We start from the raw sequence: 25,979 nt of genomic DNA, 5'->3' as shown, positions 1-25,979 counted from the left end.
ATATAAAAAGCGGGAATAATTGAAGAAATACCTTGTACTATTCCAGGAGAAACGCTATTCTTAAATTAATTTTAAAAATTTTGAGGTGAAAATGGATTTTCAAACATTAACCCATATTTTAGATCAACTCAAGGTCGGTATTGTTATTGCAAATAAAGAAGGGACCGTTCTTTGGGGCAACCATTATTACAGTGAGCTGGCTAAATATGATATTCAGAAGTATATTGGTCGGGATATTCGTGAGATTTCGAAAGAAGAAGATGTGGTTCTCCATAACGACAGGACCCTCATCGATACGATTGGAGAGAGCAATCGGGAAATAACGGAAATCGTAAAATACAGCACCAATGATTACGTCATTACAACGGCTGCTCCGGTATCTACAATGGGGACGGGAACCGAGTATATTCTCTATACCATTACGAATTATAGCGAGACCATGCGTATGGAGCGGGAACTATCCAATATTGCGGCAAAGGTTGATGCCATAGAGATTCAATTACAGCAGGAGCAGTTGGAAGGCATGCTCCAGAAGGAAATCATTGTTGAAAGCCCGGAAATGAAGCGTATCTATCAAATGGCGGCACGGTTGGCACCCTCGGATGTGTCCGTCATGCTTCTTGGGGAGTCTGGTGTAGGTAAAGATGTCTTGGCTAAATTCATCCATCGGATTAGTCCAAGAAGCCAATCAAAATTCATCCATGTCAACCTTGGTGCTATTCCGGAATCCCTGTTTGAATCCCAATTATTCGGCTATGAGCCAGGGGCTTTCACCGGAGCATCTAAAAATGGTAAAATCGGACTCATCCAGCTGGCAGATGGCGGAACGCTTTTTCTGGATGAGGTAGGCGAACTGCCGTTGGAAATCCAGGTGAAGTTACTTCAAGTGGTACAGGATAAGGAGGTACGCCGTATTGGCGGTATTGAATCGATACCGGTAGATATCCGGATCATTTCGGCGACGAACCGCCACTTGCCCCAGATGGTGGAGGCGGGGTCTTTCCGCTTAGATTTATACTACCGCTTGAATGTCGTGGAGGTAAAAATTCCCCCACTGCGGGAACGGCGGGAAGAAATCGTCAAGCTTTCAACCCTGTTTTTAGAGGAATTCAATGCAGAATATAACAAGAAACGGGTGATTACCAATGATGTCTTTACGGTATTCAGTCAGTATCCCTGGCCTGGAAACATCCGGGAATTACGCCATGTCATCGAAAGCCTGGTGGTCATTTCCCGGTCAGAAGTCATTGATTTAGAGGATTTGCCCGGGGAAATGCAGGCCGAGAAGGATCAGATGAAAAAGAGACAAGAATCTATAACCCCTATTGGCGGTCCGGTTGGTTCATTGAAGGAGATGGTGGCAAGTCTTGAAAAAAGGATGATTAAACGGGCCCTGGACCAGCAGGAAACCGCGTTATCAGCGGCAAAATCACTTGGGATAGATGCGTCCACATTATCGAAGAAAAGAAAGCGGTATGGGATATAAATGGGCGATGACCAGAGAAACCTTGATCAGAAATTAGAGGCGCTTCACATCGTGGTGGCGGATCCTAAAATGCGGGATCTATATGAAAAGGCATCAGAGCTATCGCGACATAACGCTACCGTCCTGCTGGTGGGAGAATCGGGGACAGGAAAAGATTGCCTGGCTAAATTCATTCATTATACGGGCAATCGCAAAGACAAGCCTTTCTTACACGTGAATTGCAGTGCAATCCCCGATGAGCTTTTTGAATCGGAGCTTTTTGGTTATGCCTCCGGAACATTTACAGGGGCTCAATATGCTGGAAAAAAGGGGATATTGGAAAGTGCGGCAGGCGGGACCGTTTTCTTAGATGAGATTGGCGAGATGCAGTTGGCCAATCAGGTCAAACTACTGCAGTTCCTACAAACAAAATCGATTATCCGATTAGGGGGGCAGGCACCCATTGCACTCGATGTTCGGATTGTTAGCGCTACCAATAGAGATTTAAAGAAAATGGTGGCAGAAGGAACTTTCCGAGAAGATTTGTACTATCGAATCCAGGTAGTAACTCTGGAAATTCCCCCGCTGCGGGAGCGTTGGCCAGATGTCCTCGCACTTATGGATTTCTTTGGGGATACATTGGAACAGCAATTCGGCCCCCGTAAAGAATTTACTCCAGAGGCATTGGTCCGCTTAAAAAAAAGTGATTGGTCAGGAAATGTTCGGGAAATTCAAAATTTCATGGAACGATTGTATGTCTTAGATGAAGGGAAAACCATTGACGACCAGCGTTTGGCAGAATTGTTAAATTACAACAGTAGTCCAAAACGAGTCATATCGTCACAGGAGGTAGCGGTGATTCCAGGCCATCGGACCCTGAAGGAAGCCATGGCAGCTTTCGAACGACAGTATATACAGGAAGCCTTGGATGCGACGAGTACATTAGAAGATGCTGCCAGGCTACTGGGGATCCATTTGGCGACACTGAATCGAAAAAAGCAGAAATATCAGTTATATAAACGCAAAAGTTAAAAATTGGCATAAAAATTGCTTCTGTTATAGGCAGGAGCATTTTTATTTGCGTAGAAATTGGGAAAATTTGCGTGAAAGAGAAAAAAGAAACAGGAGTGATGAACGTATGAAGATTTTAGTATGTGTTAAACAAGTTCCAGATACCACCGAAATCAAAATCAATCCCGAAACGAATACACTGATTCGGGCAGGTGTCCCCAGTATTGTTAATCCCTTCGATGCTGACGCATTGGAAGCAGCCGCACGGATAAAGGATGTAGATCCTGAAACGACGATTACAGTCGTGACCATGGGCCCGGAACAGGCCACCGCAGCCTTAAAGGAATGCTTATCCGTCGGGGGAGATAAAGCGTACCTAGTGTCTGACCGAAAATTTGGTGGTTCAGACACTTTGGCAACGAGCTATATCTTGTCCAGAGTCATAAAAAAGATTGATGAGCTGGACGGCCCCTTCGAAATCATCTTCTGCGGTAAGCAGGCTATTGATGGGGATACGGCACAGGTCGGTCCGGAAATTGCTGAGCATTTGGGTTATCCCCAGGTTACCTATGCGGTGGAAACCATCGTCGATGGCGATATCGTCAAGGTTAAGAAGGAAACGGAAGAAGGCTTTGAAATCATCGGGGTCAAAACCCCTTGTCTGATTACCGTCACTAAACCATCCTTTGAGCCCCGGTATCCCTCTATTAAGACAAAAATGGCAGCAAATCGTGCCACAATTCCGGTCTTGACATCAGAAGATCTGGATATCGATTTGAGCCGTGCAGGATTGAAGGGCTCCCCTACTCGGGTTAAAAAGAGCTTCACCCCACCTCAAAAAAAAGGTGGTGTGACAATCCAGGAAGAAACAAATGAAGAATCGGCAGCAAAGCTATTCGAGCTTCTCTCCGGAGCCAACATTATTTAGAAAGGTGGGAAATATGATGGAAGCAAAAACAAATAATCTTTGGGTATTCGTGGAAACCAATGGTAAAGGCCAGGCTAAAAATGTAGGTCTTGAACTGTTGGTTCCAGGCAGACGATTGGCAGACGGCCAGGGTGGGCAGTTGACGGCAGTTGTCATTGGTTCAAAGGTGGATGATGCCGTTCGGGATGCGGTTCGCTATGGCGCGGATAACGTCTTGGTCGTGGACAGTGATGAATACAGTCACTACACAACCGATGCATATACCTATGCTTTATATGCATTAATTGAAAAATATGGTCCTAAAACTTTACTCATTGGGGCAACCAATATCGGCCGTGATATGGCACCTCGTCTGTCTTGCCGGTTAAAAACAGGATTGACAGCAGATTGTACCGCACTTGACCTGGATGAAGAAAGTGGCAATGTTGCCTGGACCCGTCCGGCATTCGGTGGCAATTTGATGGCGACGATCCTATGTGCTGATCATCGTCCGCAGATCGGTACTGTGCGCCCCGGTGTCTTTAAGAAAAACGTACCGGATGATGCGCTGGAAGGTGTGATTGTTAAGGAAGATATTCACATCGCAAAGGATCAAATCCGGACAGAATTATTAGAAGTCATCAATGAAATCGGTGGCGAATTAGTTGATTTAGAAGGTGCTGAAATTATTGTATCGGGTGGCCGTGGCGTTGGTGGGCCAGAGGGCTTTGAGCCCATTAAAGCACTGGCACAGGCCCTTGGAGCAACTGTCGGTGCCTCCCGGGCTGCGGTTGATGCAGGATGGATTAACCATGCCCACCAGGTTGGCCAAACAGGAAAAACCGTGGGTCCGAAGCTTTATATCGCCTGTGGGATTTCCGGAGCTATCCAACATTTAGCAGGGATGAGCAGCTCGGATGTCATCGTGGCAATCAACAAGGATCCAGAGGCCCCAATCTTCAATATTGCTGATTATTGCGTTGTTGGAAACCTGTTTGAAGTGGTACCTGCCCTTACCAAAGCCATACAAAAAGCAAAGGCCTGAGTAAAGGCCAGATGGAGGAATAAGATGGATTTTACATTTAAACCAGAAGAACAAGAGATATTAGACATGCTCCATGATTTCTGCGTAAAGGAAGTCGCCCCTTTAGCTGCTGAAATTGACGAGGAGGAACGCTTTCCCCAAGAAACGTATGAAAAATTAGCGGATATGGGGATGATGGGGATTGCCATGCCCGAAGCATACGGTGGTGCGGGACTGAGTTATCTGACCTATATTTTAGCCTGCGAAGAATTCGCCCGGCACTGTGCCACCACCAGCGTCATGGTTTCTGCGCACAGCTCTTTATGCTGCTGGCCAATTTCGGAATTTGGAACAGAGGAACAAAAACAAAAATACCTAACGCCTTTAGCAACTGGTGAGAAACTGGGTGCTTTTGGTTTGACAGAGCCTGGTGCCGGAACCGATGCAGCCATGCAACAGACCTTTGCAGAGGATAAGGGTGATCATTATCTGCTGAACGGCAGCAAAATCTTCATTACAAATGGTGGAAAGGCCAGCATTTATGTCGTCTTTGCCATGACGACCCGGGATATTGGAACCAAGGGTATTTCAGCATTTATCCTTGAGGACACCATGCCAGGATTTACAATCGGGACTAAAGAAAAGAAAATGGGAATCCGCGGTTCTGCAACGACTGAACTGATTTTTACGGACGTTAAAGTTCCGAAAGAGAATCTTTTAGGCGAAATCGGAAAGGGCTTTAAAATTGCAATGATGACCCTGGATGGCGGCCGAATCGGGATTGCCGCCCAGGCTCTGGGCATCGCTCAAAATGCCATTGACGAGGCAGTTAAGTATACGAAGGAAAGAAAACAATTTGGTAAACGGCTCAGTCAATTCCAAAATACCCAATTTGAGCTGGCAGATATGCAGACCAAGGTTGATGCGGCCCGGCTTCTGGTATATCGATCTGCAGTAGCTAAGGAAAATCATCAACCATATAGCCATTTGGCGGCAATGGGGAAACTCTATGCAGCAGAGGCGGCCAGTGATGTAACACGGCGTTGCTTACAGCTGGTGGGTGGCTATGGTTATACCCGAGAGTATCCCTTTGAGCGACTTATGCGGGATGCTAAAATTACTGAAATATATGAAGGGACTTCGGAAGTTCAGAAAATGGTTATCTCCAGCTGGATGGGAGTAAAATAACCAACCTTTAATACTACGTTATCAGCAGGGGTATGCGGGTCATGCTCAGTACCCGTTATCTCTGATTGATATATTCTTCCTAAATGGACGGCAGAATCTAAAAATTCTGTCGTCTTTTTTCAATCTAATCGCAGGAAAAAATGATATGGGCTTGGATAAAATAATTAATAAAATTGTGCGAAGAAGAATTTGACTGTGACGAGGGCAAAGCCCTTTTGACCAAGTGGGGCGTCACCGGGGATTACATCGGCGTGGGGCATTGTACCCTGGGCTATGCCGATGGACCTGTGAAGGAAGCGGCGCCCCGGAAGGCGGATTATATTCGGTGGGTGAAGTAACCCCCTGCTATTACAAGAATAAACTTAAAAGCCCCCTGGAATTTTAGTTTCCAGGGGGGCTTTTGGGTTAAATCTGGGTCTGTCCCAGTACAGCAGCACCGATGGCCCCGGCAAATTGCCCCAGGGGATGAGTGACCACCGGCAGCCTCAGCTCGGACTGGAGCACGGTACAGAAAACTTGGGATTGGGAAAGGCCGCCGCTGAAAAACACCGGGCTGCCCAGGGGCAGGCGGCTGGCAAAGCCTGCGGTGCGCTTGGCAATGGAATGGATCACTCCCAGGGCAATATCCCTGGGGAGCACCTCTTCGGCAAGTAGCCCGATGATCTCACTTTCGGCAAAAACGGTGCACATACTGGAGATGGTGGCTGGGGCAGCCCCGGCCACAAAATCGTCCAGTGCATCAATGTCCGCATCCAGGATGCCCATCATGATATCCAGGAAGCGGCCGGTGCCAGCGGCGCATTTATCGTTCATCAGAAAGTCCGATACGTTCCCGGATATATCCAGGAGGATGGCCTTGCTATCCTGCCCGCCGATGTCGATAACGCCGCCGATGTCGGGACGCAGGTGTCGGCAGCCCAGGGCGTGGCAGGTGATTTCAGTCACCTGCTTATCCGCAGCACTGAGGAGCCGGCGGCCGTAGCCGGTGGCCACGGTGCAGGCCACCTGGGGGCCGCTCAGCTCAGTGTACAGGGCCTCCAGGGTCTGCCGGGGGCGGGCGGAGGTGGCACAGAGGCGATGGGCGGTGACCTCCCCCGCTGCGTTTAAGAGCACCCCTTTAGTAGTGGTCGAGCCAGAATCAATACCCAGGGTTAGCATGGGCCACCTAGAGCATTTCGATGAAGGCCGCCAGACGGGTGTTTAGCTGGCCGATATCCGCTGAGGAATAATCGGTTTCGATGGTGATGTAGGGCTTGTTCTTTTCCTCGTTAACAAAGCGTTTGATGCTTCGGGCTTCCACCCCGTAGGTATGACAGGCAGTCAGCACCATTTCCACCACCCCGTCCACGGCGTAGTCATCAATCATGGTATCTAACATCGTAAGGCGGTTGGGGTTGGGAGACATGACGGAACAGCCGATATTTAAATACTTTCGTGCCAGCGCATCGTACACATCGGGATTGCTTTCATCCACCAGCTCTTCCACGGCTTTGGAGCCATTGCAGTTTTCGAAGGCCACGGCCACACCACCGTTATCCTCAATGGCTTTAATGACCTTTTCCGTGGCACCTCCCACCGGGCAGCCGGTGATTAAAATCCGGGGCCGTTTGTCCAGGGCAGTTCCGGCTTCGTATTCGCTCTGGATTCTTTCGGCAATGGCCCTCAGATTTCCAGGTAACACTGAGCGGTCAAATTCAAAGGTGGAGCCGAGAAGGACCTTGAAGAGGTCCTGTCCCAATACCGGGGCAGGGTCCTGCTTCATGAGACCGTACAGGTGCTTCAGAGCCCGGCGTTCATCGTTCTTCAGTGCAATGGCTCCCCGGATATCCTCCTCGGTGATGGTGACACCGAACTGGGCCTCCAGGGCTTCTTTCATGCGAATGATTTCGGATTTCCAAAGGGCCAGACTGGCTTCCCCTTGATCACTTGGGAGCTGCATCACATGGACGGGCTTGAATTCCCCCAGGTACTCGTACATCTTTTTCTTGCCGTCACAGGTGGTTTCCCCCACCACCAGGTCGGAGAAATAGAAGAAGGGGCATTTGTCTGTTTTGCCAAAGCCATAGCTGGACTTGATGAGGGGGCAAAGATTTCGGGGCAGGTCCATTTCAGCTTCAGGGATGGTTTCATCGGAGGTGGCGCAAAGCCCGACGATGGAGGCGCCCATGGCCATGGCCAGTTCCTGGGGAAAATAGGTACAGAAGATCCCAATGAGGGGGACATTTTGGTCCTTCAGGGCCTTAGCCTTTAAAAAGGCCACCTGGCGGGCATCGGCAAAGTCTTCAAAAATAGCAGGTAAATTTTTCTTTAATTCCATTGGTTTACTCTCTCTCTCGTTTATAAATTTTATGAATGAACAGGCTGAATCAGCCCGGTAAAGCCTCTGCCCGGGGGGCCCCATCATTGGGGATGATCCGGTAGGCCTGTCTTAAGGTGGAATCGAATCCGGCGGCATCCAGCTGGGTTAGGGCCTCGGCCACCGCCTCGAGGGAAAGCCGCATGGCGATCCCGCAGCCTGCGGCAATTTCCCGGGGGGTGGGCATGAGGATAAAATCCAAAAGCCCAGTGAGCATCCGTTCCGCCGTCATGGCACTATGGGTATTCTCAAAGGCGATGACGCCATAGTCTGAATCCCTCATAGGGTAATGACCTTAGTGGCAGCAGCCATGCGCTCGGTGATATCGTACATATTGCTGAGCTCCCCAATTTTCAGCTGATCCTTCAGGCGGTAGTAATCCAGGCAGGTACCGCACACCAGAATTTCCACACCCCGCTCGGCCAGGACCTTGAGGTGGGTGACCACCTGATCATCCAGGGTGGGCAGCTTCACCCCGTCGTTCATAAAAAGAATGGACTGGGGGATATCCTTTCCCTGGGAGATGGTATAAAAATACATCCGGGCCAGGGATCGTCCCAGCTCGTAATCCCCAGTACCGATAATATCCTTCCCCATAAAGATTGACCAGCTGCCAGGCGTGGTGGAATCTGTACTGGAATTTTCAGGGGCCGGGGTTTGAGGTGACTGGGGCTTTTCCCCGGAGGCTTCTAGATGGAATTCCAAAATAAAGTGTGCTTCTTCTTCGAGAATAACGGTGGCTAAAAAATTTTGGCTATTGGCCAGTTTTTTCAAATTTTCCACCGCCATATCATTGTCCACGGTAATGGTGAAATCCGTGGTACCGGCATCAATTTCTTTCTTGGCCATCATGACCGGCAGCGGGCAGGCCTGCCCGCTGGCATCTAAATGTTTATTCATCATTGTCCTTTCTTATGACAGAGTCATGTCCTTTAATCCTTCAAAAGTGTTCTCAAAGCATCCAGGGTGTAGGCTACCTCCTCCAGGGTGTTGTGGTGGTTAAAGGAGAAGCGTAGACTGCCGGTGGGATAGCTGCCCAGGGTCTGGTGGGAAAGGGGGGCGCAGTGCAGACCCACCCGGGTCATGATACCGTATTTCCGGTCCAGGGCCGTTGCGATTTCAGACAGATCCTGGTCGGGACAGCTCACAGAGACGACTGGGCCGTGGTTTTCCGTTCGCAGACTGCCGATGATGTTCAGTCCCGGGATGGTAAGCAGCCCCATTAAAAAGGAACTGGTAAGGAGTCTTTCCATTTTTTCAATTTTGGGAATCCCCACGGTTTCCAGATAATCCAGGGCTTTACTCAGGCCGTAGATCCCCGGGAGGTTTAAGGTGCCGGCTTCAAAACGATCCGGCAGGATTTCCGGCATGGACAGGGAATCGGAGAAGCTGCCCGTTCCCCCATCCAGAAGGGGAGTCATCCGCCTGGCCAGGGCATCGCTCACCAGGAATCCCCCAATGCCCTGGGGACCGCCCAGGCCCTTATGCGCGGTAAAGCACAGGGCATCCACGTGAGCATCGGTCACATTGATGGGGATGAGCCCAGCGGTTTGGGCAGCATCCACAATGTAGAAAATACCATGGCGCTTACAAATATCCCCGACCCATTTCAGGGGCAGAATGGAGCCGCTAACATTACAGCCGTGGGTTAACACCACCGCCACTGTCTGGGGGATGATGGCCGCCTCCAGGCTCCCCAGATCCAGGTGGCCATCCTGGTGACAATGGGCAAAGCTGTGGGTGACCCCCTGGGCGGCCAGGCTGGTCAGGGGCCGGGCCACGGCATTGTGGCACAGGCTGGTGGCCACCACGTGGTCCCCGGGCGTAAGGAGTCCCTTGAGCACCATATTCAAGGATTCGGTAACATTGGCCGTAAACACCACATTGCTGTTCTTTTCACCTCCAAAGAGGCGGCATAGCTTTTCCCGGGCATCGTACACCGTCCGGGATACAGAGAAGGCCCGGCGGTAGGTGCCCCGTCCGGTATTACAGCCGATATTCTCCATGAAGTCCGTCATGGCATCGGACACACCCGGAGCCTTGGGCCAGGAGGTGCTGGCGTTATCAAAATACACACTCTTCATCGATTCGCCTCTAAATGGAGGATGGCTTCCAATACCCCACCGCTGATATTCCGGGCCTTGTCAGAGATGGTAAAGCAGTAATCCCCGTCCCCCCGGGGGTCCACATCGGCAATTTTCATGCCCTTGGGAACCCGGGTGCCATGGGCAATCATCCCCCGGAGCACGCCGGAGAGCTTGGACACCACCGGGGTACCGTCAATAGTGGCGATGGTCTCGCCCTTCTCTACCATATCCCGGATTTCGTGGCGAAGGGTGATGGTCCCTGCTGCAGGGGCATGGATCACCCGTTCATGGGTAAAGCCGGCGATATTGCCGGGAATCCCTGTGTTGGTCGCCGCCGGTCCCTCATAGATTACCCGTCCCAGGTGATGGCCGCGGTTGGTTTCAATGACGGCATCCACATCCTCCCCGGCGGTAAAGCCGGGACCAAGGCCCACCACGATGGGGGCCATATCCCGGGTGGTGCCCAGGTTGCGCTTGGCCAGAATGGCATCCACCACGGCCAGGGGGCGCAGCTTCGGAATAAGCACACCATGGGGGTCCACACACAGGGCCACTTCCCCCCGACTTAAAGCCGCTTCAATGGTGGGGATATCCTCACAGCGGGTGGCCGTGACGCCCTCTACCTCGGCACTGCCGGTTAAAATCCCCGGGGCAAAGGCAACAGTTCGGCGGATAACGGTGGGTTTTTCCACATCCAGGGCCACCACCTCAAAGCCGCATTGCCTTAGTCGATGGATGGTTCCCGTGGCAATATCCCCGGCACCCCGGACGATGATGCGTTTATGATTTATTTCGTTTTTTTCCATAGTGTAGTACCTTTCGATAATCTTCCTCACAATCAACATCCATCAGGCTGGGGGCATCCCCGGGAATGCGGATGACGGATTCGGGGTGGGCCGCAATGATTTGTCGTCCCCCACGGTCCCCGGTTTCCCCGGCAAAGGCCCTGTACCAGGTGGGCCCGATGGCGACGGGATGGCCAGGTTTACCATCGTACTCCGGTAAAATAATGGACTGGGGGTTATCCTCCTGGGCTTTCAGCACACGCTTAATCAGCCCTGGGGTGATGAGGGGCTCATCCCCCAGAAAAACCAAAATGCCCTCACAGTCAGGGATTTGGCGGCAGGTCTTTATACCCAGGGACAGGGAAGAGGCCTGGCCGTCCTCCGGCCGGGGGTTCAGGATCACGGTAACATCCCCGGGGAAATCCAGAGCCGCGGCAATGGCCGCCTTGGTCACCACCACCTTGTGATTTAATCCAGCCCGGGAAAGGTTTTCCAGGGTTTCTTCCAGGAGGGTGTGCCCTTTAAAGGGCAGGAGGAGTTTCTCCTGGCCCATCCGGGAGGAGAGCCCCGCCGCTAAAAGGAGTCCGACGACCATGGTATAATCCATCTTTCCTGAAGGGAGGCAATGAATACTCCTTCAAAATAGGGTGCGGCGACTTTGGCCATGGCCTGGGCCGCCGCCATCCGACCCTCAGCTTTGTTGATGATGAGCTGGGGAACCAGAGGGGTTTGGGGCAGAATGTGCCGGCGGTAGAGATCAAACTGGGCAGCTAACCAGGGACCATCGCATGGAGTGGTTGTTTCTTTTTGAGGATAACGATGGATAAAATTTTCCAGGGGTTCACCCCAGACCTCACAGCCGATGAGGTGGAAAATCCGGGTGCTGGCCCCTGGGATCACCGGTTCCCACGGACGGTAAAGCTTATAGGGCTTGGTGGCAGAGCCGTCGCCCTCACACAAAATTCCCAGCCCGGGACAAACCTGGGCAAGATGGCCGAGGAATGCCACAGAGAGGCCCGATACCTTACCCTGGGGAAGAAGATGGTCCGCGGCGTACAGGGCCGGGCCCCGGGCATCCATAATCTGCCGGCAGAAATCGGCCTCAGATGCTCCTTTCCGAAGGAGGATAGGGCCTTCAAAATCCTTGGGATAAGCCATTTTGGTAGTGGTCGTCCCCAGAACCGGGTCGCCTCCCGTGGCGTACTCCCCCATCAAACGAAATAAGAGGGAGGTTTTTCCCCCGCCGCCGGTAAAGGTGGCGAAGGCGCCGGCATCAAGGCTTAGGGTTTTTAAAAAAATGGGCTTATTCATGCTCTTTTTTGATGGTGGACAGATAGCGGTATACTGTAGGGACAGAAACCCCCAGAATATCTGCGACCTCCCAAATGGTTCCCTTGACCATAAAGGTTCCCATTTCCTGGAGCTTTTCCACCAGCTCCACCTTTTCCTGGCGGCCCATCTTTTTCAGATCTTCAATATGACCGGGAACAATGCGGCGCAGGTGGCTTGCCACCAGATCCTTAACATCCATGTTGAAGGTTTCCTCGGGCTCCTGGGCGGCCTTACTCCCGGAAACCGGCATGATGGAAATCAGGCTGTCCAGTACGTTTCGGGCATCCACCAGGCTTTGGCAGTCCATATTAATGCACAGCATACCAATGAGACTGCCGCCATCGTCCCGGATGAAATAAGTGGCAGAGCGGATGGTCCCCCCAGTGGAGGAAGTCCCCTTATAATTCACCCGATAGGGAACGGTTCTCCAGGATTCATCCTTTACCATAGAAAGTCCCAAATCCGTAATGGGCGCCCCCACCCTTCGGCCGCTGATATAACCATTACGGATGGCAACCACAGAGCAGTGCCAGTCGGTCATATCATGAAGGACCACCTCTGTGTGCTCCCCTAGGTAATCTGCTAAAAAATCCACCAATCCAATGAATGGTTCAAGCTTTTTCGTCATCTTTATCTCCTCACCGGACAGCGTTATTCCCATCGCCATCTAATGATAGTATTATCTCAGACTTTCGGGGAATATTCAATAATAATTTATTACTGAAAAAGGTAATAAATTGGACAATATAAAAGAACAGGAAGGCGTATGGCCCTTCCTGTTCAAAAGGAGGATGTTTTATGGATAAATTTTCATTTCACTTCTTCTGAAATTTCTTCTTCTAATTCAGCATGGGCTTCGGCTTCCTGTACCGCTTCATCCGGCAGGACATCCGATTCTTCCTTAGGAATGACTAAATACAAAATGATCGCCACCAGGGTAGCAACAATGACCGGGGAATCCCCGAAGATACTGCCAACCCAGGCCGGGAATTGATCCAGACAGCCTTCTACCTGGGTAATCCCCAGGCCTAGGGCGATGGACAGGCCAACGATGCCGCTGTTCTTCATGGACAGGCCCTGCTGCATAATCAGCCGGATTCCCGTCATGGTGATACTGGCGAACACCGAAATGGTGGCTCCCCCCAGCACGCAGCTGGGAATGGTGGTCAGCAGTGCCGAGAATTTCGGTAAGAAACCCGCCAGGAGAATGAGCACCGCAGCGACGGTAAAGATCAGGCGGTTAACCACTTTTGTGGTGGCCACAATCCCGACGTTTTGACTGTAGGTGGCCGTCGGCAGTCCGCCGAAAACGGCACCCAGCATACTGGCCAGGCCATTACCGATAATCCCTCCGGAAAGCTCGCCGATTTTCGGGCTTCGATCGAAGCCACCGGCTGTGGTGGCTGACAGGTCCCCGATGGCCTGAACAGAATTAACAATATAAAGGACCGCCATGGTGATGATGGCTGAGGTGTGAAATTCCAACCCAAAATGCAAGGGAGCAGGAACCGTGACCCAGCCAGCAGTGGCAACGGCATCAAAGGAGACAATGCCGCAAAAGAGAGAAATAATATAGCCCACGGCGATACCAATCAAAATGGAAGCCAGACGCAGGAACCCCTTGGCAAAATTGTTAAGGATAATGACGACCGCCAAGGTGATCAAGGAAATAATCCAGTAAATAGGAGCCCCGAAATCTGGTGCGCTGGCCCCACCAGCCATATATTTAATGGCGGTAGGATAAAGGGAAAGGCCGATGGTAAAGACCACAGTCCCAGTGACCAAAGGTGGGAAAAGCTTTCTTAAATATTTGACGAAGATACCAAAGACCACAGCGACGGCACCGCCGATGAGCTGTGCACCTAAAATTGTAGCCAGATTAAATTCACTGCCGATGCTGATGAGGGTGGGAAGATAAGCAAAGCTGGCGCCCATGATGACCGGCAGTCCAGAGCCAACTTTTCCGAAGATGGGGAAAAGCTGTACTAAGGTGGCCAGTCCGGAAATAATCAGGGCTGATTGAATGAGGATGACGCTATCGGCTGGAGACAGCCCGCAGATATTTGAAACAATAATGGCTGGGGTGACACATCCAACGACCATCGCTGCCACGTGCTGCAGAGAAAGTGGGACGATTTCAACAGGGGTCGGTTTGCCGAGCCAGCTAAAAACAAGGGACTTCGTATCGATTTTATTCATCATATCACCTGGAATCCAGAGGCGATCACAAAAGGACATCGACTGCCACTTTTCGTGGGACGCCCCTGGATTTGGAGTTCGCCTACCGTACGGCTATGGCTTCAATTTCGAATAAGGCACCCTTCGGCAGGCCAGCGACGGCTACGCAGGAGCGGGCAGGGAAATCAGAAGTGAAGTATTTGGCATATACTTCGTTCACAGCGGCAAAATCGGCCATATCTGCCAGAAAGACAGTGGTCTTGGCAACCTGTTCCAAGCTGCTGCCGGCTTCGGCTAAAATAATCTTCAGGTTTTCGAAACCCCGGGTAGCCTGGGCGACGACGCCATCAGCTAAATCACCGGTTTGGGGATCCACACCCAGCTGGCCGGAGATAAAAATCGTATCCCCAATGGCGTTGGCGTGGGAATAAGGACCGATGGCTGCAGGAGCCTGGGAAGCGTTGATTGCTGTTTTGTTCATAAGAACCTCCTATTTGATAATGGTGCCGGTTTTCCCCTGAATCCCATCCTTGGCTTTTTCAAGGAGGGTAATGAGGGCAAAGCGATCTTCTTTAGACGATGCGAAATCCATGGCGGCCTGAACCTTTGGCAGCATGGAGCCCGGTGCAAACTGGCCTTCATTGGCATAGGCCAGGGCCTGTTCCACAGAGATTTCGGACAAGTTTTCCTGATTTTCCTTACCAAAGTTAATGGCGACTTTTTCCACTGCCGTTAAGATAATCAGGCAATCCGCGTCGATGTCCTTGGCTAAAAGGCAGCTGCCAAAGTCTTTATCGACCACGGCTGCAGCACCCTTTAGGTGGTTGCCCTGGGCATAAACCGGGATACCACCGCCGCCAGCGGCGATGACCACTTGACCGGCATCGATCAGGGCCCGGACTGTTTCAATTTCCACAATTTCCACAGGTCTTGGAGAGGCAACGACGCGGCGATAGCCCCGTCCGGCATCTTCCATTATATCATATCCCCGTTCCTTTACCATCTCGTCGGCTTCGTCCTTGGTCATGAAGCGGCCGATGGGCTTGGTGGGATTCTGGAAAGCCGCATCCTCAGGATCGACCCGCATCTGGGTGATGATGCTGGAAACGGGCTTTTTAATCCCACGGTCTAACAGTTCTTCCCGAATGGCGTTTTGCAGGTCGTAGCCGATGTAGCCCTGGCTCATGGCGACGCAGACGGATAAGGGTGCCACCGGATTACCGGGGTCTACCTTGGCCAGTTCGCCCATGGCGAGGTTAATCATGCCAACCTGGGGGCCGTTACCGTGGGAAATGACGACTTCATTGCCCTCTTCGATGAGGTCAACGATGGCTTTGGCGGTTTCCTTTACCGCAGCCATTTGTTCTGGTAAATTATTGCCCAGGGCGTTGCCGCCTAAAGCAATGACGATTTTTTTACCCATACTATTTATTCTCGCTCTCGTTGGATTCGTAGTGATTTCGTTTGTATTATTGATTTAAAGGAGGTGGGACTACCCAGATGTAAGGGCAGTCCCGACAGTGTGAATGTTAATTGATTAAAAACTTGAAGGTGTCAGATTATTTGGAAAAGAAACGGGCGACATCGCGGTCTGCCAGTGCTTTCAAGGTTGCTTGAGGATTTTTTTCTTTTGCTAAGAAGATCATAGCGGCAATGATGTAAGGCTTAAAGCTGGCTTCCTTGTACAGCGGCACACGGTAGCGATCGAAGACAGTGTCATCCACTTCCCCTTCTGCACAGCTTAAACCGTTGATGTCAGCGGGCAGGCAGTGGAGGTATAAGGCTTTACCATCTTTGGTCTTTGCCATCATTTCTTCGGAGCAGGTCCAGTCTTTGTGTTCTGCATTCTGGGCTAGTAATTCCTGTTCCAGGGCGTCGATACCGGCCTGGTCGCCTTCGGCGTACAGATTGGTCCGTTTTTCCATGGCGGCAAAGGGAGCCCAGCTCTTGGGATAAACGATATCGGCATCAACGAAAGCTTCTTCCATGCTATTGGTGCGCTTGAAGGAACCGCCGGTTGCAGCAGCATTCTTAGCAGCCACTTCTTCCACTTCAGGCATCACTTCGTATCCTTCAGGATGAGCGAGAACAACGTCCATGCCAAAACGGGTCATCAGACCGATGATGCCCTGGGGAACGGATAAAGGCTTGCCATAGGAAGGAGAATATGCCCAGGTCATGGCTAATTTCTTACCCTTTAAGTTTTCAACACCACCAAATTCGTGGATGATGTGGAGCATATCGGCCATGGCCTGGGTGGGGTGGTCGATGTCGCACTGGAGGTTTACTAAGGTCGGGCGCTGTTCTAAGATGCCGTCCTTGTTGCCTTCATCTGTGGCGTTCATGAATTCGTGCATGTAGGCGTTGCCCTTGCCAATGTACATATCGTCGCGGATCCCGATGACGTCAGCCATAAAGGAAACCATGTTGGCCGTTTCCCGGACGGTTTCGCCGTGGGCAATCTGGGATTTACCTTCGTCTAAATCCTGGACTTCCAGACCTAAGAGGTTACAGGCAGAAGCGAAGGAGAAACGGGTACGGGTAGAGTTGTCCCGGAAGAGGGAGATGCCCAGGCCGCTTTCGAAGATTTTGGTGGAGATGTTGTTTTCACGCATATAACGCAGGGCGTCAGCAACGGTGAAAACCGCTTCTAATTCGTCATCGGTCTTTTCCCAGGTCAGGAAAAAGTCATTTTCGTACATTTCTTTGAAGTTCAGTTCGTTGAGGCGATCGATATATTTTTGTAATTGTTCCATGGTATTGGCTCCTTTAGGTTTGTTGGTTTAATTTTGAAAGGTAGGTGGTTCGTCCACTAGGGAATGAGGCGAATTGCGGCTGTTCGCGGTCTGTATAACAGTCACGCTCCCGCTCGTCGTACAGGCTGCGCCTGTTCGCCTCAAGGTCTCGATGCCTGGCATACAGACCTCGGACAGCCTTTGGTTTCTGGGACGAAGCTTAGTTTTGCAACGTATAAATTAGCGGCGGTTTTAGAGTGCCGAGGTCGGTGGACATATCCTTTCCGTAAGTCCACATCGGGGCGAACAGGCATGTGTTCGAAAGCGCGTAGCGGTTTCGGTAACACACCCTGTCCGAATTCGAAAGTGGACGGAGCAAACGGCATATGTCCAGCGTACCGACGATAGTAGAGTGCTATCGCAACCGCCCAGCGCCCCTCCGCTTATTTGGCAGCGTAGATGGCTGGCAGGGCAGCGTAGACAGCGGCACAGGTGACCAGGTCCTGTTTCCAGGTTTTTTCGTTGGGGGCGTGGGCCTGAGCTTCTGCGCCAGGGCCAAAGCCGATGCAGGGGATGCCATTACGGCCCATGATGGACACACCATTGGTGGAGAAGGTCCATTTGTCGGTTAACGGACGGGCTTTCCGCATTTCCACGGTTTCAGCAGCACCGATCCGCTCGTCGCCGTACATGGCTTTGTAGGAATCTTCCAAGGATTCGGTCACGGTGTGATCTTCTGGAATAACCCATGTCGGGAAGTAGCATTCGATGGGGTAGACACAGCCAGTGTAGGAAGGACGGTCGTAGTTGTACATGGATACTTTGACATCGTCGCCGTATTTTTTAACAGCAGGCAGCGCACGGATTTCATCCAGGCAGCTTTCCCAGGTTTCGCCAGCGGTCATGCGGCGGTCTAAGGACACGGCACAGGAGTCCGCTACAGCACAGCGGCTGGGAGAGGTGTAGAAAATTTGGGAGGTGGTGACGGTCCCACGGCCTAAGAAGTTTGCTTCTTTGTATTCCGGATTGTATTTTTCGGAAAGCATTTTGACCAGACCCTTGATTTCGGTGCCGTCTTCCGCATCGTTTTCGTTAAGGGCACGGACATCCTGGAGGATATCTGCCATTTTGTAGATGGCGTTGTCGCCACGTTCCGGAGCGGAACCGTGACAGGATACACCCTGGACATCAATACGGATTTCCATACGGCCACGCTGTCCACGGTAGATGCCACCATCGGTGGGTTCGGTGGAAACCACAAATTCCGGACGGTATTTATCTTCTTTGATGATGTATTCCCAGCAGAGGCCGTCGCAGTCTTCTTCCTGAACGGTACCGGTAACCATGGCAGCATAGCCTTCAGGGATGAGGCCTAAATCCTTCATGATTTTAGCACCGTAAACAGCGGAGACAATCCCGCCACACTGGTCGGATACGCCGCGGCCACCGATTTCGGTGTCGTTTTCGTAGCCTTCGTAGGGATCGAAGTCCCAGTTGTCGATGTTCCCAATACCCACGGTATCGATGTGGGCATCGAAGCCGATGAGCTTGTCACCGGTTCCCATGAAGCCGATGACGTTCCCCTGGGGATCGATTTCGACCTTGTCAAAGCCGAGGGCTGTCATTTCTTCTGCGATGCGGTCGATGTGCGCTTTTTCGTCACAGCTTTCGCCAGGATTCTTTACGATTTCCCGGAGGAATTTGGTCATGTCGGCCTGATAGGCCTGGGCTGCTTCTTTGATTGCTTTGTAATCCATAATTGTTTACCTCTCTTTATATAATTTTCAATAATTACTTGTAGCTGGGGTGCAGGCCGTTCCATACAACCTCACGATAATGCTCCGGATCGGTATCCCCTTCGGTGGAGAAGAAGACAACCTTGGAGTTTTCGTCCAGGCCAATGGCGTCCTTTAAGTCGGCGTAATCGGCATTGGTCATCAGCTCGGCCAACAGACCCATGGAGACCGCACCGGATTCACCGGAGATCACCTGGGTATCGCCCTTTACGGGAGCACCCAGCATCCGCATGCCCTTAGCGGCTACCCAGTCCGGGCAGGAAACAAAGGCGGTGGAATGATTCTTTAGAATTTCAAAGGAGATGGTGTTGGGTTCGCCACAGGCTAAACCTGCCATGATGGTATCAAGGTCACCATCGACGTTCCGGGCTTCCCCATCTCCGGCGGCAGCGGACTGATATAAGCAGTTGGCGGCTTCGGCTTCCACGATGACGGTGGTGGGGCAATTGTCCGGGAACAGATTGGCGAAGACACCCTGTACGGCTCCGGCCAGGGAACCAACACCGGCCTGGACGAACACATGGGTGGGACGTTCACAGCCGGCAGCCTTAAGCTGTGCGGCGGCTTCCAGAGCCATGGTACCGTAACCCTGCATAATCCATGCGGGGATTTCTTCGTAGCCCTTCCAGGCGGTATCCTGGACGACGACACCGTTTTCGGTTTTGGCAGCTGCAGCAGCGGCCATACGCACACAGTCGTCGTAGTTGACATCGGTGATGGAGGCTTCGGCATTTTCTTTTAAGATATTGTCGAGGCGGATCTGGCAGGTTCCCTTAGGCATAAAGACCACGGCTTTCTGACCCAGCTTATTGGCGGCCCAGGCGACGCCCCGGCCGTGGTTCCCATCGGTAGCGGTGAAGAAGGTGGCTTGTCCAAATTCTTCCTTGAGCTTATCCGAGGTCAGGTAAGCATAGTCGATTTCCGACACATCCTTACCCAGCTTCTGGGCGATGTAGCGGGCCATAGCAAAGGAGCCACCGAGTACCTTGAAGGCGTTGAGGCCGAAGCGGTAGGATTCGTCCTTAACATACATTTCAGAAAGCCCCAGATAATCAGCCATTCCGGTGAGACCCACCAAGGGTGTTTCAGTATACTGGGGGAAGCTCATATGGAAGGTTTTGGCCTTTTCCACAGCGGGAATAGCCATGACGGCCAGTTCCTTATCGTCCGTTTTCGGCATCGTATTGGATGCCCATTTGATCTTATCCATCGTGTGCGTGTTCTCCTTTATGATTTACTTTTTTCTTTTGAATCATTTTGGTCGATGTAGCTGTATAGTGTGTACTTGGAGATGTCAAAATACTGTGAAATCTTTTCGCTGGATTTGGTTACCAGCAGCGCGCCAGCATCATTGAGGAAGTTGATGGCCCGGACCTTGTCGGCCTTGGTCATCAGTGCAACGGGTTTGCCCACCAGGCGTACCGCCTGGGTCAGGAGGTCGTCCAGAAGGTCCGCCACACTATTGGGAATGTTTTCCGCAGGCTCATCCGGCGTTTGACCGATTAAGGAGCCCAGGGCATTCTCTACCATTAAAAGGCTGGTAATGTCATAGTTGATGGCGAAGATGGCTTCAGGCTGTCCTGCAGCGTCCCGGATGTACATGGTGCTGGACTTCAGCATCTTACCATCCTTCGTCTTGGTAATGTAATCCAAATGGTCCGTCAGGGAATCTGGATCCTTCTTTAAGGCTTCCAGTACCACATGGGATGGACCATCCCCCAGGCTCCGGCCAGTCACATGGCCGTTTTCAATAGCGACGACGGTATTCTCGGGGTTGGGGCCCTTTAAATCGTGGATCACAATTTCACAATTACTGCCGAATTGGCTTGCGATACCGCGGGCCAATTGTGTTAACAAATTTAACCTGTTCTCATCCATTGTATCATCCTTCACATCCTTCTTCTCACAGAGACCTAACAAATCATTTGGAAACCTAACAAATTGTTTGGTCTATCATTATCATAGCACCATCCCCATAGCAATGCAAGCCTTTTTTGAATTTTTAATAAAAAAATATTATTAAAATTGAAAACCATTATTTAATGCGGCCTCTGGAGCCCGTTATCTTAAAAGTATTTGAAATCCCTTCCTATTAAAGGGAATTTTTAGTGGGGTGTTTTGGAAATGCCCTGGAACCCATCCGCCTTGTTTTGATAAATAATTTGATAAAAAGGCTTGCATTACAATGGAAAACGTGTTACATTATCATCAGTTAATAAATTTTTATTATCGCATTTCTCACAACCTTCTCACACGTTTTTAACCGGGGAGTGTGGCGCTCAAACCGAACCCTCAGAGCTTGCCCTGCGCGACAACTCCAAATCCACGTATTGATAATAAAAGGAGAAAATCATGATTTTAATAGGAAATGGCCGGATGATTACCCGCGCGGAAGCAACGCCCTTTTTAGAGGATGGCTGCGTGGCTGTGGATGGCAAAACCATCGCGGCAGTCGGCACCACTGCGAAAATGAAAAAGGCATACCCCGATGCCCAGTTTATCGATGCCAGGGGCGGCGTGATTATGCCAGGGCTCATCAATGCCCACAACCACATTTACAGTACCTTTGCCAGAGGCCTGTCCATTGACGGCCACAATCCGAAGAACTTTATGGATATCTTAGATGGCCTGTGGTGGACCCTGGATCGTAACTTAAATAATGATGCCAATAAGTACAGTGCCTACGCGACCTATATCGACTGCATCAAGCAGGGGGTCACCACTATCTTCGATCACCACGCCAGCTATGGCCAGACCGAAGGCAGCCTTTTCACCATCGCTGATGTGGCCAAGGAATTAGGCCTGCGTACCAGTCTGTGCTACGAAGTCTCTGACCGGGACGGTGAGGAAAAGATGAAGGCGGCGGTCAAGGAAAACGTCGATTTCATTAAAGCTGCCCAGGCCGATACCTCCGGAATGGTCCACGGGATGTTCGGCCTCCATGCCGCCTTTACCCTAAGTGACGAAACCCTGGACTACTGCAATGCAGAAAAACCAGAGGGTGCAGGCTACCACGTCCACGTTGCCGAAGGACTGGACGATGTGTACGACTCCCTGAAAAAATACAATAAACGGGTGGTAAACCGTCTCTTTGATCAAAACATCTTAGGCCCCAACACGCTGGCCGTCCATTGCATCCATATCAATGGCGAGGAAATGGAAATCTTAAAGGCCACGGACACCATGGTGGTCCACAACCCGGAATCCAACATGGGCAATGCCGTGGGCTGTCCCCCGGTGCTGGAGCTGATGCGCAGAGGCTTAACCCTGGGCCTGGGTACCGACGGCTACACCAACGACATGATCGAATCCTACAAAGTGGCCAACATCCTGCACAAGCATTATAATTGTGATCCCAATGTGGCCTGGGGGGAAATCCCCACCATGCTTTTCGGCAACAATGCCATCATCGCCGAGCGGGCCTTTGGGAAAAAGCTGGGTGTGCTGGAAGCCGGTGCCGCCGCTGACGTCATCGTCACGGACTACATCCCCACTACCCCGATGAACGCCGATAACGCCAACTCCCACATCCTCTTTGGGATGTGCGGCCGCTCCACCGTCACCACGATGTGTAACGGTAAAGTCCTCATGCAGGACCGTGTGCTCCAGGGCATCGACGAGGAAGCTGTCCTGGCAAAGGGTCGGGAAGAAGCACAGAAGCTGGCAAATCGGATTAACAAAAGATAGCAATTGAAGGAGAGAGTTAACAATGAGTGATCGTATGCGCGCCATTCCCTTTGGCGAAATGTTAAATTGGATTACCACGGAATACGATACCGAAGGCACCATCTTCGGCATCAGTAAATTTTACGCCAAGGATGATAATAAACGGATCAGCCTTTTTGGTGAAATGCTGGAAACCCCCTTTGGCCCAGCTGCTGGCCCCCATACCCAGCTGGCCCAGAACATCGTGTCGGCCTATGTGGCCGGTGCCCGTTTCTTTGAACTCAAAACCGTCCAGACCCTGGATGGTGAAGACCTGCCCGTGGCCAAGCCCTGCATCGCCGCACCCGACGAATGCTACAACTGCGAGTGGTCCACGGAACTGACGGTACCGGAAGCCTTTGATGAATATGTCAAGGCATGGTTCCTTTTAAAACTCCTATCCGCGGAATACGGCTTCGGCAGCCCCGATGGCTTTATCTTCAATATGAGTGTGGGCTACGACTACGAAGGCATTACCTCCAAGAAAATTGACGATTATATCGAAGGCATGAAGAATGCCCGGGAAACCGCCATTTGGAAGGAATGTGTGGCAGAAGCCTTGGATTTTGCCGATAATTTTGAAAATATTGATGCCGACTATATTAAGGGGATCTCTCCCCGGGTCAGCCGCTCCATTACCCTATCCACCCTCCACGGCTGCCCGCCCACGGAAATCGAACGCATTGCCAGCTATCTCATTAATACCAAGGGGCTCAACACTTTTGTAAAATGTAACCCCACCATGTTGGGTTATGCGGATGCCCGGGCGATTTTAGATACCATGGGCTACGGCTATATGGATTTTGATGATTATCACTTCCTCCATGACCTGCAATTTGTGGATGCGGTTCCCATGATCGGCCGCCTGAAGGCGGAAGCTGAAGCCAAGGATCTGGCCTTTGGTGTGAAGATTACCAATACCTTCCCCCAGAAGGTGGTGGATGGCATTCTGCCCAGCGAGGATATGTATATGTCCGGCCGTTCCCTCTTCCCCTGCTCCATCGAGCTGGCCCACCGTCTGGCAGATGCCTTTGACGGGGATCTGCGCATCTCCTTTTCCGGCGGTGCGGACGCCTTTAACATCGTGGATATCTTTAAGGTGGGGATCTGGCCCATCACCCAGGCGACCACCCTCTTAAAGCCCGGCGGATATAACCGCGAGCTCCAGGAGGCCGAAGCCCTGTCCCAGGTGAACTTCAAGGAAGCCCTGCCCTTAAAACCCGCTGCCCTGGCCGCCCTGGCCAAACGGGCTCGGACCAATGCCCATAATGTGAAGGGTGCCATCAAGCCCCTGCCCTCCCGTAAGATTGATAAGAAGGTTCCCCTGGTGGATTGCTTTATTGCACCCTGTACCCAGACCTGCCCCATCTCCCAGGATATCCCGGAATATGTGGCACTGGTTGGCCAGGGAAAAGCCAAGGCCGCTCTGGAAGTCATCACCCGGAAGAACCCTCTGCCCTTTATCACCGGAACCATTTGTACCCATCGCTGTATGGATAAATGTACCCGGAACTTCTATGAAAAATCTGTCTGCATCCGGGACGTGAAGCTGGATGCTGCTGAGCTGGGCTTTGATGCCCTGTTAAAGGATATCCAGGCCGTGTCGGCTGTCACTGCGGCCAAGGTCGCCATTATCGGTGGGGGTCCTGCCGGGATTTCCGCAGCGACCTTCCTGGCCCGCGCCGGGGTGGATGCCACCATCTTTGAGCGCAAGGATTCCCTGGGGGGGATTGTCAACCATGTGATTCCGGATTTCCGGATCGACGGCGAAACCATTGATCATGACATCGCCTTAATGGAAGCCCTGGGGGTCACCGTTGTGACCGGAAGAGACATTGAGGATGTGGAGGCTTTAAAGGCCGAGGGATTCAAGTATATCATCGTCGCCACCGGCGCCTGGGCACCCAGTCCCTACAGCCTGGAGGGCGGACAAGCCATCAACGTACTGGAATTCTTAGAAGACTTTAATAAAGCACCGGAAACCCTGGAACTGGGTACCGATGTCGTCGTCATTGGTGGTGGGAATACCGCCATGGATGCCGCCCGGGTCGCCACCCGTGTAGATGGTGTTGAACGCGTTCACCTGGTGTACCGTCGAACCGTCATGGAAATGCCTGCGGATGAAGAAGAGCTGGCCCTGGCTTTAGAGGATGGGGTGCGTTTCTACGAGCTCCTCTCACCCGAAGCCTACAATGGCACCACCTTGACCTGTCGGGAAATGAAGCTGGGCGCTCCGGACGAAAGCGGCCGCCGTCGGCCGGAACCCACAGAAGGGACGATGGAAATCCCTGCGACAACGGTAATCGCCTCCGTTGGGGCGAAGATTGATGCCGCTTGGTTCGAAAAGAACAATCTGGCGCTTACCACCCGGGGTCGGGTAGATGTCAACAGCGAAACCCTGATGTCCCGGGATAATATCTTTATTGCCGGAGATGCCCAGCTCGGTGCAGACACGGTGGTACGGGCCATTGCCGATGCCCGTAAAGCGGTGAATCATATCCTGGGCCTTGAAGGCATTGTGGATAATGATACCGTTGAAATGGATGTGGACTACGATGAAGCCCTGGAAAAACGGGGTATCCTGGCAGAACCCACCACGCCGGATCAGGAAGATGTGCGTTGCCTGGAATGCTCTGCCGTGTGTGAATCCTGTATGGATGTTTGCCCCAACCGGGCGAACCTTGCCATCACGGTACCCCACCACAAAATGCGTCAGATTATCCATGTGGACCGCATGTGTAATGAATGCGGCAACTGCATGATGTTCTGTCCCTATGACAGTGCGCCCTACAAGGATAAGTTCACCCTGTTCCATACCCAGGACGACCTGGATAACAGTACCAACAGTGGGTTCCTCCTGGGAACCGGCAACCAGGTAACCCTTCGCTTGGATGGCGAAGTGCTCAAGACCACCATTGGTGATCCAAGTATTCCCGCTGGCATTAACGATATCCTAAAAGCCGTCGTCAATCACTACAATTACCTGATTTAAATTGTCCAAATAGAACCACAACGACCTCTCCCTTGCCGGAGGGGTTGCTGTGGTTGGGGGAAAGACAGCCGTGCCGCAACCTCCCCCGTGTATTCCCTTATTCATTTAAGAAAGGCAACCCATGAAACGTATCATCATAAAAAATGGACAGGTGGTCTCCCCCCGGTCCGTGGAAAAATGCGATATCCTCATTGAGGATGAAAAAATTGTAGAAGTGGCACCGAATCTCGATCCCGGGGAGGCCGAGGTCATCGATGCCGCCGGCAAGCTGGTGTTCCCGGGCTTCATCGACCCCCATACCCATTTGGATCTCACCACCGGCACCTGCCATACCGCCGACGATTTTAAAAGCGGGACCCTGGGTGCCATCGCCGGAGGGACCACCACGATTTTAGATTTTGCCACCCAGGAGCGGGGG

Annotated in this window: 25 protein-coding genes; 9 read left to right on the top strand and 16 right to left on the bottom strand. The window is 51.8% G+C overall.

Annotation, left to right across the window (positions count from 1 at the left end):
• The first annotated feature begins 91 nt into the window (after positions 1 to 91).
• From BLU30_RS12890 to BLU30_RS14300, 6 genes are all read left to right on the top strand, one after another.
• A complete protein-coding gene (locus BLU30_RS12890; RefSeq protein WP_090246975.1) occupies positions 92 to 1,486 on the top strand; it encodes a sigma-54 interaction domain-containing protein in 1,395 nt (464 codons plus the stop codon).
• The gene (locus BLU30_RS12885; RefSeq protein ID WP_090246973.1) at positions 1,487 to 2,497 is read left to right on the top strand and encodes a sigma-54 interaction domain-containing protein; all 1,011 of its coding nucleotides are present in this window, start codon (positions 1,487 to 1,489) and stop codon (positions 2,495 to 2,497) included.
• Positions 2,498 to 2,603: 106 nt separating this feature from the next.
• Complete coding sequence (locus BLU30_RS12880; RefSeq protein WP_090246972.1) at positions 2,604 to 3,404, top strand: electron transfer flavoprotein subunit beta/FixA family protein; 801 nt, start codon at positions 2,604 to 2,606, stop codon at positions 3,402 to 3,404.
• 16 nt (positions 3,405 to 3,420) lie between these two features.
• Complete coding sequence (locus tag BLU30_RS12875; protein ID WP_090246988.1) at positions 3,421 to 4,428, top strand: electron transfer flavoprotein subunit alpha/FixB family protein; 1,008 nt, start codon at positions 3,421 to 3,423, stop codon at positions 4,426 to 4,428.
• A 24-nt stretch (positions 4,429 to 4,452) separates the two neighbouring features.
• Positions 4,453 to 5,595, top strand: coding sequence for an acyl-CoA dehydrogenase (locus BLU30_RS12870; protein ID WP_090246970.1), 1,143 nt, complete (start codon positions 4,453 to 4,455; stop codon positions 5,593 to 5,595).
• Between the two features lie 173 nt (positions 5,596 to 5,768).
• A complete protein-coding gene (locus BLU30_RS14300; protein WP_176770942.1) occupies positions 5,769 to 5,933 on the top strand; it encodes a hypothetical protein in 165 nt (54 codons plus the stop codon).
• 67 nt (positions 5,934 to 6,000) lie between these two features.
• On the opposite strand, the gene BLU30_RS12865 is transcribed toward BLU30_RS14300, so the two are convergent.
• The 16 genes from BLU30_RS12865 to BLU30_RS12790 all read right to left on the bottom strand — a co-directional run bounded on the left by BLU30_RS12865 (position 6,001) and on the right by BLU30_RS12790 (position 20,742).
• Positions 6,001 to 6,753, bottom strand: coding sequence for an acyl-CoA dehydratase activase (locus tag BLU30_RS12865; RefSeq protein WP_090246969.1), 753 nt, complete (start codon positions 6,751 to 6,753; stop codon positions 6,001 to 6,003).
• A 7-nt stretch (positions 6,754 to 6,760) separates the two neighbouring features.
• Positions 6,761 to 7,912: a double-cubane-cluster-containing anaerobic reductase gene (locus BLU30_RS12860; RefSeq protein WP_090246967.1), complete on the bottom strand. Its 1,152-nt coding sequence runs from the start codon at positions 7,910 to 7,912 to the stop codon at positions 6,761 to 6,763.
• 49 nt (positions 7,913 to 7,961) lie between these two features.
• On the bottom strand, positions 7,962 to 8,234 hold the full coding sequence (locus BLU30_RS12855) for a putative Se/S carrier protein (RefSeq protein WP_090246966.1): 273 nt from the start codon (positions 8,232 to 8,234) through the stop codon (positions 7,962 to 7,964).
• On the bottom strand, positions 8,231 to 8,851 hold the full coding sequence (gene yedF / locus BLU30_RS12850) for a sulfurtransferase-like selenium metabolism protein YedF (protein WP_090246964.1): 621 nt from the start codon (positions 8,849 to 8,851) through the stop codon (positions 8,231 to 8,233). The genes BLU30_RS12855 and yedF overlap by 4 nt, the downstream gene beginning before the upstream one ends.
• Positions 8,852 to 8,883: 32 nt before the next feature.
• The gene (locus BLU30_RS12845) at positions 8,884 to 10,035 is read right to left on the bottom strand and encodes an aminotransferase class V-fold PLP-dependent enzyme (protein WP_090246963.1); all 1,152 of its coding nucleotides are present in this window, start codon (positions 10,033 to 10,035) and stop codon (positions 8,884 to 8,886) included.
• The gene (gene yqeB, locus BLU30_RS12840) at positions 10,032 to 10,844 is read right to left on the bottom strand and encodes a selenium-dependent molybdenum cofactor biosynthesis protein YqeB (protein ID WP_090246962.1); all 813 of its coding nucleotides are present in this window, start codon (positions 10,842 to 10,844) and stop codon (positions 10,032 to 10,034) included. The genes BLU30_RS12845 and yqeB overlap by 4 nt, the downstream gene beginning before the upstream one ends.
• The gene (locus BLU30_RS12835; protein ID WP_090246960.1) at positions 10,819 to 11,430 is read right to left on the bottom strand and encodes a nucleotidyltransferase family protein; all 612 of its coding nucleotides are present in this window, start codon (positions 11,428 to 11,430) and stop codon (positions 10,819 to 10,821) included. The genes yqeB and BLU30_RS12835 overlap by 26 nt, the downstream gene beginning before the upstream one ends.
• The gene (gene yqeC / locus BLU30_RS12830) at positions 11,397 to 12,134 is read right to left on the bottom strand and encodes a selenium cofactor biosynthesis protein YqeC (protein WP_090246959.1); all 738 of its coding nucleotides are present in this window, start codon (positions 12,132 to 12,134) and stop codon (positions 11,397 to 11,399) included. Before yqeC ends, BLU30_RS12835 begins: the two co-directional genes overlap by 34 nt.
• Positions 12,127 to 12,783, bottom strand: coding sequence for a helix-turn-helix transcriptional regulator (locus BLU30_RS12825; RefSeq protein WP_090246958.1), 657 nt, complete (start codon positions 12,781 to 12,783; stop codon positions 12,127 to 12,129). Before BLU30_RS12825 ends, yqeC begins: the two co-directional genes overlap by 8 nt.
• Before the next feature lie 182 nt (positions 12,784 to 12,965).
• Positions 12,966 to 14,354, bottom strand: coding sequence for a uracil-xanthine permease family protein (locus BLU30_RS12820; protein WP_090246986.1), 1,389 nt, complete (start codon positions 14,352 to 14,354; stop codon positions 12,966 to 12,968).
• An 82-nt stretch (positions 14,355 to 14,436) separates the two neighbouring features.
• Positions 14,437 to 14,814 (bottom strand): RidA family protein, encoded by a 378-nt coding sequence (locus tag BLU30_RS12815; protein WP_090246957.1) that lies wholly within the window; start codon positions 14,812 to 14,814, stop codon positions 14,437 to 14,439.
• Between the two features lie 9 nt (positions 14,815 to 14,823).
• Positions 14,824 to 15,756 (bottom strand): carbamate kinase, encoded by a 933-nt coding sequence (arcC, locus tag BLU30_RS12810; RefSeq protein WP_090246955.1) that lies wholly within the window; start codon positions 15,754 to 15,756, stop codon positions 14,824 to 14,826.
• 136 nt (positions 15,757 to 15,892) lie between these two features.
• Positions 15,893 to 17,089, bottom strand: coding sequence for a knotted carbamoyltransferase YgeW (gene ygeW, locus BLU30_RS12805; protein WP_090246954.1), 1,197 nt, complete (start codon positions 17,087 to 17,089; stop codon positions 15,893 to 15,895).
• Positions 17,090 to 17,511: 422 nt separating this feature from the next.
• Positions 17,512 to 18,825 (bottom strand): YgeY family selenium metabolism-linked hydrolase, encoded by a 1,314-nt coding sequence (locus tag BLU30_RS12800; protein ID WP_090246952.1) that lies wholly within the window; start codon positions 18,823 to 18,825, stop codon positions 17,512 to 17,514.
• A gap of 34 nt (positions 18,826 to 18,859) precedes the next feature.
• A complete protein-coding gene (gene dpaL / locus BLU30_RS12795; RefSeq protein WP_090246951.1) occupies positions 18,860 to 20,074 on the bottom strand; it encodes a diaminopropionate ammonia-lyase in 1,215 nt (404 codons plus the stop codon).
• 17 nt (positions 20,075 to 20,091) lie between these two features.
• On the bottom strand, positions 20,092 to 20,742 hold the full coding sequence (locus BLU30_RS12790) for a helix-turn-helix transcriptional regulator (protein ID WP_090246949.1): 651 nt from the start codon (positions 20,740 to 20,742) through the stop codon (positions 20,092 to 20,094).
• 474 nt (positions 20,743 to 21,216) lie between these two features.
• On the opposite strand from BLU30_RS12790, the gene ssnA reads away from it, so the two are divergent.
• The 3 genes from ssnA to BLU30_RS12775 all read left to right on the top strand — a co-directional run.
• Positions 21,217 to 22,551 carry a putative aminohydrolase SsnA gene (gene ssnA, locus BLU30_RS12785; RefSeq protein ID WP_090246948.1) on the top strand — a complete coding sequence of 445 codons (1,335 nt, stop codon included), beginning with the start codon at positions 21,217 to 21,219 and terminating at the stop codon, positions 22,549 to 22,551.
• 22 nt (positions 22,552 to 22,573) lie between these two features.
• On the top strand, positions 22,574 to 25,561 hold the full coding sequence (gene ygfK / locus BLU30_RS12780; RefSeq protein ID WP_090246946.1) for a putative selenate reductase subunit YgfK: 2,988 nt from the start codon (positions 22,574 to 22,576) through the stop codon (positions 25,559 to 25,561).
• Positions 25,562 to 25,682: 121 nt separating this feature from the next.
• The coding region (locus BLU30_RS12775) for an amidohydrolase family protein (protein WP_143024246.1) at positions 25,683 to 25,979 on the top strand (297 nt) is incomplete at its 3' end.

The organism is Eubacterium barkeri (assembly GCF_900107125.1).
Classification (GTDB): Bacteria; Bacillota; Clostridia; order Eubacteriales; family Eubacteriaceae; genus Eubacterium_O; species Eubacterium_O barkeri.
Note: the sequence above shows the minus strand (reverse complement) of the source record. Positions and strands in the feature narration are given on the sequence as shown.

Coding starts and splice junctions, on each gene's coding strand:
- BLU30_RS12890 (WP_090246975.1), top strand. CDS start 92: ATGGATTTTCAAACATTAACCCATATTTTAGATCAACTCAAGGTCGGT.
- BLU30_RS12885 (WP_090246973.1), top strand. CDS start 1,487: ATGGGCGATGACCAGAGAAACCTTGATCAGAAATTAGAGGCGCTTCAC.
- BLU30_RS12880 (WP_090246972.1), top strand. CDS start 2,604: ATGAAGATTTTAGTATGTGTTAAACAAGTTCCAGATACCACCGAAATC.
- BLU30_RS12875 (WP_090246988.1), top strand. CDS start 3,421: ATGGAAGCAAAAACAAATAATCTTTGGGTATTCGTGGAAACCAATGGT.
- BLU30_RS12870 (WP_090246970.1), top strand. CDS start 4,453: ATGGATTTTACATTTAAACCAGAAGAACAAGAGATATTAGACATGCTC.
- BLU30_RS12865 (WP_090246969.1), bottom strand. CDS start 6,753: ATGCTAACCCTGGGTATTGATTCTGGCTCGACCACTACTAAAGGGGTG.
- BLU30_RS12860 (WP_090246967.1), bottom strand. CDS start 7,912: ATGGAATTAAAGAAAAATTTACCTGCTATTTTTGAAGACTTTGCCGAT.
- BLU30_RS12855 (WP_090246966.1), bottom strand. CDS start 8,234: ATGAGGGATTCAGACTATGGCGTCATCGCCTTTGAGAATACCCATAGT.
- yedF (WP_090246964.1), bottom strand. CDS start 8,851: ATGAATAAACATTTAGATGCCAGCGGGCAGGCCTGCCCGCTGCCGGTC.
- BLU30_RS12845 (WP_090246963.1), bottom strand. CDS start 10,035: ATGAAGAGTGTGTATTTTGATAACGCCAGCACCTCCTGGCCCAAGGCT.
- yqeB (WP_090246962.1), bottom strand. CDS start 10,844: ATGGAAAAAAACGAAATAAATCATAAACGCATCATCGTCCGGGGTGCC.
- BLU30_RS12835 (WP_090246960.1), bottom strand. CDS start 11,430: ATGGATTATACCATGGTCGTCGGACTCCTTTTAGCGGCGGGGCTCTCC.
- yqeC (WP_090246959.1), bottom strand. CDS start 12,134: ATGAATAAGCCCATTTTTTTAAAAACCCTAAGCCTTGATGCCGGCGCC.
- BLU30_RS12825 (WP_090246958.1), bottom strand. CDS start 12,783: ATGACGAAAAAGCTTGAACCATTCATTGGATTGGTGGATTTTTTAGCA.
- BLU30_RS12820 (WP_090246986.1), bottom strand. CDS start 14,354: ATGAATAAAATCGATACGAAGTCCCTTGTTTTTAGCTGGCTCGGCAAA.
- BLU30_RS12815 (WP_090246957.1), bottom strand. CDS start 14,814: ATGAACAAAACAGCAATCAACGCTTCCCAGGCTCCTGCAGCCATCGGT.
- arcC (WP_090246955.1), bottom strand. CDS start 15,756: ATGGGTAAAAAAATCGTCATTGCTTTAGGCGGCAACGCCCTGGGCAAT.
- ygeW (WP_090246954.1), bottom strand. CDS start 17,089: ATGGAACAATTACAAAAATATATCGATCGCCTCAACGAACTGAACTTC.
- BLU30_RS12800 (WP_090246952.1), bottom strand. CDS start 18,825: ATGGATTACAAAGCAATCAAAGAAGCAGCCCAGGCCTATCAGGCCGAC.
- dpaL (WP_090246951.1), bottom strand. CDS start 20,074: ATGGATAAGATCAAATGGGCATCCAATACGATGCCGAAAACGGACGAT.
- BLU30_RS12790 (WP_090246949.1), bottom strand. CDS start 20,742: ATGGATGAGAACAGGTTAAATTTGTTAACACAATTGGCCCGCGGTATC.
- ssnA (WP_090246948.1), top strand. CDS start 21,217: ATGATTTTAATAGGAAATGGCCGGATGATTACCCGCGCGGAAGCAACG.
- ygfK (WP_090246946.1), top strand. CDS start 22,574: ATGAGTGATCGTATGCGCGCCATTCCCTTTGGCGAAATGTTAAATTGG.